Source organism: Carboxylicivirga sp. (assembly GCF_982718395.1).
Map to the genome: position 1 here is coordinate 1 of NZ_CEXQWX010000265.1, position 4,951 is coordinate 4,951.

At 37.9% G+C, this 4,951-nt stretch carries 4 protein-coding genes; 3 read left to right on the plus strand and 1 reads right to left on the minus strand.

All coding sequences use genetic code 11. From position 1 onward, the window contains the following. Positions 1–104: 104 nt before the first annotated feature. Both AC4MRQ_RS24905 and AC4MRQ_RS24910 read left to right on the plus strand, forming a co-directional pair. On the plus strand, positions 105–743 hold the full coding sequence (locus tag AC4MRQ_RS24905; RefSeq protein WP_491200443.1) for a tetratricopeptide repeat protein: 639 nt from the start codon (positions 105–107) through the stop codon (positions 741–743). A gap of 136 nt (positions 744–879) precedes the next feature. Then, a complete protein-coding gene (locus AC4MRQ_RS24910; RefSeq protein ID WP_491200444.1) occupies positions 880–1,761 on the plus strand; it encodes a tetratricopeptide repeat protein in 882 nt (293 codons plus the stop codon). Positions 1,762–1,836: 75 nt separating this feature from the next. Here AC4MRQ_RS24910 and AC4MRQ_RS24915 read toward each other — a convergent pair whose 3' ends face one another. Continuing rightward, entirely contained in the window at positions 1,837–4,356 is a 2,520-nt protein-coding gene (locus AC4MRQ_RS24915; RefSeq protein ID WP_491200445.1) for an ATP-dependent Clp protease ATP-binding subunit, read from the minus strand. A 348-nt stretch (positions 4,357–4,704) separates the two neighbouring features. Here AC4MRQ_RS24915 and AC4MRQ_RS24920 point away from each other — a divergent pair. Beyond that, positions 4,705–4,951 (plus strand): DNA gyrase subunit A (locus tag AC4MRQ_RS24920; RefSeq protein WP_491200446.1); only part of this gene is annotated, 247 nt, incomplete at its 3' end.

The following is a 4,951-nucleotide window of genomic DNA, read 5'->3' on the forward strand; positions in this document are numbered from 1 at the left end:
TTATGAAATATGAATATTTGTTAAGATTCTTTCAAAAAAAAACTATTTTTACGGCCACTGGAGTGAATTGTATCAATTTAAATAAGATTTAAAAGAGTATTGTTATGAAGTATTTAGCGACTTTATCCCTTGTGTTATTGATGTCTTTAGGAGCTATAGCTCAGGAAGAAAGTGCAGCAGAGTTGAAAAATCAGGGGAATGAGGCATTAAGATCAAAGAACTACAAAGGTGCTTTGGAATTGTTTGAGAAAGCAATAGCTGCGTGGGGCGAAGAAGAAATGGATGCGGCTATGGTATACAACACGGCTACAAGTGCCCGTAAAATTAAAAACTACGATAAGGCTCAGAAATATTACGCAGAGTCTAAGAAATTAAATTATAAAGCTGATGTGTCGACTTATTACATTGCTTCTTCATTAAAAAGCATGGGTAAGAACGAAGAGATGGAAAAGGTACTTTTAGCTGGAATCGACGAATTCGGTACAAGCAAGTATGTAGGTCACATGAAAAAGATGTTAGCTGGTTACTACGTAAAAGAAAGTAACTCTCGTTACGTAAAAGGTCAGGAAATATTAAATACTCGTGTTGATGGTAATCGTGATCAGTGGGATTCTATTAAAGCTAAAGCTAAAGTAATTTTAGATGAAGCTACTGGATTTGCTAAGAAAGCTTTAGAGTACGATGCAACCAATAAGAATGCACAAGCTATTCTAACTGGTATTGAAAATTTCCTTAAGAGCTAAGAATTTTTCAATCTGAAAATAAATGAAAGCAATCGGATCAACCGGTTGCTTTTTTTATGCTATTTTTTCGGAAAAAATAGTTGAGTTTACGCGTCTCGCATTATTTTTGCAAACAACCCCTAAAAACAAGTTAAACATGAAACAATTATTTGGAGTGTTGATACTCTCAGTTATAAGTAGTATCACATTAATGGCGCAAAATGCCGATGTATTAAAAAGCGATGCTATAATGCAGGAAAGCCGAATGCAATATCTGGCAGCTGCAGAATTGTATGAAAAAGCTGCTCTTTTATATGAAGCTGATGCCAAGACAGACGCTTTTTCTTTTTTTAAGGCCGGACAAAACTATACCAAGGCCAAACAGTATGACAAGGGACTTACGATGCTTAATAAAGCAAAGGAAAATCAATACCAGGAAGCTGATCTTTATTTAAACTTCGGAGATGCTTATGCCGGACTTAAAAAGTTTGCTGAAGCTGAAAAGGAACTGTTGGATGGTAAGGAAAAATATCCAGATCAAAATACTGAGTTTACTAAAAAATTGGGCTACTTGTTCTTTAACTCAGGTCAATATGATAAGGCAGTAACTTACCTGACTGTAGCACTTGAGCAAGAGCCTGATAATTATACCTATCATTATCTGTTGGGTTCATCATTTGAACGCCTAAAAAAATACAAAGAGGCAATCGCTTCATTAGAAAAAGTATTGGAAATAAAGCCGAATCATAAAAACAGTATCAAAAAACTGGGTGTGATTAACTTTAAACTAACCGATTACCTTTACAGTAAAGAGACTAAGCGTTATGAGGCTATGAAGAATCCAAGCAGAGTTGATTATCACAATTCAACCAAAAAACTGGAACAAATTGCCCAGGGATATACAAAGGCTTTACCATACTTGGAAAAGGCTCACAACATTTCTCCTAAAGACAAAGCCATCATCAGCTGTCTGAGTGTTTCGTACCGACGCCTGAAGATGGAGGAGAAGGCTGCTAAGATGGCTGCCTTACTAAAATAAGAATGGCTTTTACCAGATTCAATTAAATAAAAAAGCTGCCTGATGGGCAGCTTTTTTAGTCTCTATCAACAATACCTATTTTTTTTCTTTTGACAGTTCTACAATCTCTGTAGTAATCTTTTCTTCTTTCTTGTCAAAATCTACTTTGATAATATCACCTTCCGATACCGAAGCTTGAATAATTACCTCCGCCATTTCATCTTCCAGATATTTTTGAATTGCTCGTTTTAGAGGACGAGCACCATATTGGACATCATAACCTTTGGAAGCTATAAAATCTTTTGCAGCATTAGATAATTCCAGTTTATATCCTAAACCTTCTACACGGGTATATAATCCACTTAGCTCAATATCAATAATCTTATGAATATCTTCTTTCTCCAGATTATTGAAGATGATCACATCATCAATTCGATTGATAAATTCAGGAGCAAATGCCTTTTTAAGAGCTTTCTCAATGACGCCTTTAGCATGGTCTTGGTCAGAAATGCTGCTTTTGGGTGTAAATCCAACACCACGACCAAAGTCTTTAAGCTCTCTCGTTCCAATATTCGAGGTCATGATGATGATAGTATTCTTAAAATCAACTTTTCGCCCCAAACTATCAGTCAAACGACCTTCATCCAGCACTTGAAGAAGTAAATTAAACACATCCGGGTGAGCTTTTTCAATTTCATCTAAAAGCACCACTGCATAAGGGCGACGGCGCACCTTTTCAGTTAGTTGACCACCCTCTTCGTACCCTACATATCCCGGAGGCGCTCCAACCAAACGCGAAACAGAGAATTTCTCCATGTATTCGCTCATGTCAATGCGGATTAAAGCATCTGTTGTATCAAAAAGATACTTGGCAAGTACTTTTGCAAGGTGTGTTTTTCCAACACCAGTTGGTCCTAAAAAGACAAATGAACCAATTGGTCGATTTGGATCTTTTAATCCGGCCCGGTTCCGTTGAATCGCTTTTACTATTTTCTCAATGGCTTTATTTTGTCCAATTACCGAACCATTCAATTCTTTACCCATTTTTAGCAAGCGGAATCCTTCTGCCTGAGCAACACGTTGAACTGGAATACCTGTCATCATGGCTACAACTTCTGCCACTTTTTCAGCATCAACGCTTTCCCGATGTTGCAATAATTCCTCTTCCCATTTTGCTTTGGCTGCTTCAAGATCTTCCAGTAAATTCTTCTCTTTATCACGGAAACTGGCAGCCAACTCAAAATTTTGCGCTTTAACAGCTTTAATTTTGTTTTCCTTAATTTCGTCTATTTCGTTTTCAATCTTCAATATTGTTTCGGGTACCACAATATTAGAGATGTGTACGCGCGAACCTGCCTCATCTAATGCATCAATCGCTTTATCCGGCAGGTGACGATCTGAAATGTAGCGCTCAGTCAGCTTTACACATGCTTCAACAGCCTCTGGTGTGTAACTCACATTATGATGATCCTCATATTTCTCCCGAATATTATTCAGTATCTCAACTGTTTCATCAATTGAAGTCGGCTCCACCATTACCTTCTGGAAACGGCGTTCAAGCGCACCATCCTTTTCAATATGTTGACGGTATTCATCAAGAGTGGTAGCTCCAATACATTGAATCTCGCCACGTGCCAATGCAGGTTTCAACATATTGGCAGCATCCAACGAACCTGTAGCACCACCCGCACCTACAATAGTATGTATTTCATCAATAAACAAGATAATGTTTGGATTACGGCTTAATTCATTTAAAATAGCCTTCATCCGCTCCTCAAATTGACCACGATACTTTGTGCCAGCAACGATAGAAGCTAAGTCAAGTGTTACTACACGTTTGTCAAATAATACGCGAGATACTTTTTTTTCTATAATCCGTAAAGCTAATCCTTCTGCTATAGCTGATTTACCAACACCAGGCTCACCAATTAATATCGGGTTATTCTTTTTACGGCGACTCAGAATTTGCGCCAATCGTTCAATTTCTTTTTCCCGTCCCACAATAGGGTCGAGGCGATTCTCTTCTGCGGCTTTGGTAATGTCAATCCCAAAATTATCTAACACAGGTGTGTCTGATCCGGTTTTAGATGTCGACTTACCACCCTCTGAAGATCCCGATGAACCTGAACCAGATCCGGAAAATGGGCTATCCTGATCATCATCCTCAGGATAATCTGCTTTAGCCAGGAGAGCTTCACTGTTTAACATGTCTTTTACCTTGCGGTAATGAATATTTTCTTCTGCCATAATTTCCCAAATTGTACTGCTTTTTTCTTTAAGTAGAGCGATTAATAAATGGCCTGTATTAATTCGGTCATTGCGTAAGGCTTTGGCCTCGAGGTGAACTAATTTAAGTACTCGCTCGGCTGATTGAAGCAGAGGTAAGTTATCACTCTGAACAGCTTCCGGCTCTTTTAACTGCTTCTCGATTGCCTGCTTGATTCGCGGCAAATCAGCGTTTAAACGCTGAAGTACTTCAATAGCCACACCTTCACCTTCACGAAGGATTCCAAGCATTAAATGCTCAGGTGAAATAAATTGATTCCCTAGTCGCTCAGCTTCTTCCTTACTGTATGATATCACGTCTTTAATACGTGGCGAAAAGTTTAGATCCATATAGCGTTTTAAATCTTATATAACATAACAAGCCGGTGAGCATCTTGTTTAGCATCCCGACCAATAACATCAGACAATAACCATGCTAAATGCAATTTATAGTCGATAAAAAACGATTATCTGACAATAATGCAGGCTTTATCTGAATGGATGAATTTAAATAATCTTGTTGCAATTATCAAAAAATCTTGTCAACTATCCGATTAATCTGCATGCTTTATTCTTGTTGATAAATTGTGTTATCAATCGTTTTTCCATGTTATCGAAATTACTTAAATTAGGGCGTTCAAAAAATGGCTCCTTAAAAGCCATTTTTTATTGTTATGGAATATATAAATAATCTCATAAATGACTGACGGAGAAAAAATAATTAAAATCAACATTGAGGAAGAAATGAAGTCAGCCTACATCGATTATTCGATGTCGGTGATCGTTTCTCGCGCCTTACCTGATGTTCGTGATGGAATGAAGCCTGTTCATCGCCGTGTTTTGTATGGAATGAGTGAGCTGGGTTTAGCAGCTAACAAACCTTATAAGAAATCAGCGAGGATTGTAGGTGAGGTGTTGGGTAAATTTCACCCGCATGGTGATTCAT